The sequence below is a fragment of the Marinobacter sp. F3R11 genome, from assembly GCF_003318275.1.
Lineage (GTDB): Bacteria > Pseudomonadota > Gammaproteobacteria > Pseudomonadales > Oleiphilaceae > Marinobacter.
Genome location: NZ_QOCH01000001.1, coordinates 1 through 2,159, shown reverse-complemented (window position 1 = coordinate 2,159; position 2,159 = coordinate 1). Strand labels below are relative to the sequence as shown.

The 2,159-nt window shown below is 51.6% G+C and carries 3 protein-coding genes; all 3 read right to left on the bottom strand.

Annotation, left to right across the window (positions count from 1 at the left end; translation table 11 throughout):
- Positions 1–98: 98 nt before the first annotated feature.
- Positions 99–425, bottom strand: a complete 327-nt coding sequence (locus DS878_RS00020; protein WP_113813901.1) for a hypothetical protein — start codon at positions 423–425, stop codon at positions 99–101.
- A gap of 850 nt (positions 426–1,275) precedes the next feature.
- Positions 1,276–1,581, bottom strand: a complete 306-nt coding sequence (locus tag DS878_RS00010; protein WP_113813899.1) for an NIPSNAP family protein — start codon at positions 1,579–1,581, stop codon at positions 1,276–1,278.
- Between the two features lie 114 nt (positions 1,582–1,695).
- Entirely contained in the window at positions 1,696–2,061 is a 366-nt protein-coding gene (locus DS878_RS00005) for a hypothetical protein (protein WP_113813898.1), read from the bottom strand.
- Between the last annotated feature and the right edge of the window lie 98 nt (positions 2,062–2,159).

Sequence of the window (2,159 nt, the reverse complement as noted above, 5' to 3'; positions counted from 1 at the left end):
TCCCTCCGATTTTTAACGCTTGCAGCATGCGCGCCTACGAAATGCAGCCGAAGGCGCAATGTAGTATGCGTCGCCGTGCCTGCACTGGTTATGTGAACTCACCCCCGCCATTTTCTGAAAACCTCCTCCACTTGGCCCTTTGAAGCTGTAACCCACTGGGCAAGCTCTGCATCTTTGCGATGCGGATAGAAAATGAGGTTGGCAAAGGTATTGTTGATTACCAACCAAGAGTCGTCATTACCACCCTCGCTTTCATCAAACTCATCAACGAAGGGGAACTGTTTTGCTACCTGACGAACAATTTCACGATCAACACCGAAAAGGGTGTGAAATTCCCAATCCTCGAAGAATTTACCGTCAGCGGCGGCATCCAAACATTGCTGAACGATTTTCAACTCAGCTTCTGTCAAATCAGATAGCGGCATTGGCTATACCCACATAACGCTGAATGTTAAGCGGCGCCAACGGAGCGCAGCGTAGTAGGCGTCCGGCGGACGGCCGTCAGGCCAGTAGCGCACTTGAACGATTGGTTATACATAAGACTACCACTCCCACCAGCTCCAAACCTTGGCTATACCGCGCCAGATACCTCCGAGAATAGACGGAAAAAGTCGCGGGAACAGCAACGCCAACACAGCAAAAACCAAGATACAGGAAATGAGGTAACGACTGCTGAGAAAACCATCCCAGTAAACAGCCAACTCCAGATTGACCCAGAACCAAACGAAGGCTGCCGTTGGGATTGAGAAAAACAGCGATGCGAAAAGGCTGATCAACCTTGACTCAATTGGCCCACCTTGGCCGCGATTCCTTGCCATGACCTATGAATATTCCTTGTGTATAACGCTTGGCTTTGCGGCGTGCCGGAGCGCCAGCGCAGGCGCGTCCGACAACAGCCACTTGTTATGAGTTTGCACTAGCATGAACCCCCGTCACCAGGCGGAACCATTGAATTTCCGCCACTGCCATTACCTTTTGCCCAACCAATTTTGAGATGGCGATGTGCTAGGATTGGACCAACCAGCGGTATTAACCAAGCGACTGCGGCCCAGCTGAATTTTTGGCCGACTGTCAGCAGGTCGCGTGAGGCTACTTCGATGGAAACTATGAATGCCAAGGCATAATTAAGCAAAGCCAATACAGCGAGTGCGAACTGCCAACTACTCTCCATGAACTCTCACCATTAACTCATAACGCCAGCAATAAACGGCGCCCTGACAAGGGCGTCCGGTGGAGGCCGTAGGCCGGAACGAATTTGATTGCCTTGTTACAAGCTTACTCAAAGACCGGCCTCATAAAACTGCGCTCACAGCTTAGTACACAACGAGTTTCTTCGGCGTATTTGAATGCGGCCTGGCAATCTGAGTCCTGGAACGAAACCTCACGATATTTTTCATAGGCTGCCAGAGACTCGAAAGTGAATAGTGCGATGGCGATGTTGTTGGCTCCCTCGGAAGGCAAGAAATACCCATGGTGCTGACCGCCCAATTTCTGGACCAAAGGTATCCACATTTTCGAGTAGCGCTCGAACTCGGCGGCTTTGTAGGGATCTATGACGTACTTTAGGTAGCAGGTAACCACTTGAACTCCCTTTCAGTTGGCCTTGTAACGCGAAGGTAACCGGCGCCGGAGCGCAGCGGAGGGAACCAAAAGCGGTACGCTTTTGGCGTCCGGTTGACCGCTTGGTTAAATCTCTTAGTCAATATTACGTCCCAGCAGTTTGGCTAGAACGCTGACGCCGCCCTTTTGAATTCGCTGAGCGTTTGAGCCGAAAAAGTAATTGCGAATGGCGAAAAAAAGGCCCGCTAGGAAACAAGCATTGCCAACCCAAGTCGCAAGCCACATGAATCGACCGTACCGGGCTTCGATCATCGCGTAGTAGCGGCTACCCTCTTGCGCAGCAAGCTGCGCCTCAAGATAGCCACCCAAGCCAACTGCAATTATTAAATATGCAACAGACCCAAGCAGTAACGCTCCCCACCAAGGGAGGCGAGCAGCGACCTGGACCACATCGAACACTAAAGACCCTAGGTTATTTTTTTTGCGATATCTTCGGCCCATCGAGCCTCCCCGCTTGAAAAGATTTAACGCTGAAATAAGCGGCGCCCTGACAAGGGCGTCCGGTGGACGGCCGTCAGGACGGGAACGAACTTAATTGA

Coding starts and splice junctions, on each gene's coding strand:
- DS878_RS00020 (WP_113813901.1), bottom strand. CDS start 425: ATGCCGCTATCTGATTTGACAGAAGCTGAGTTGAAAATCGTTCAGCAA.
- DS878_RS00005 (WP_113813898.1), bottom strand. CDS start 2,061: ATGGGCCGAAGATATCGCAAAAAAAATAACCTAGGGTCTTTAGTGTTC.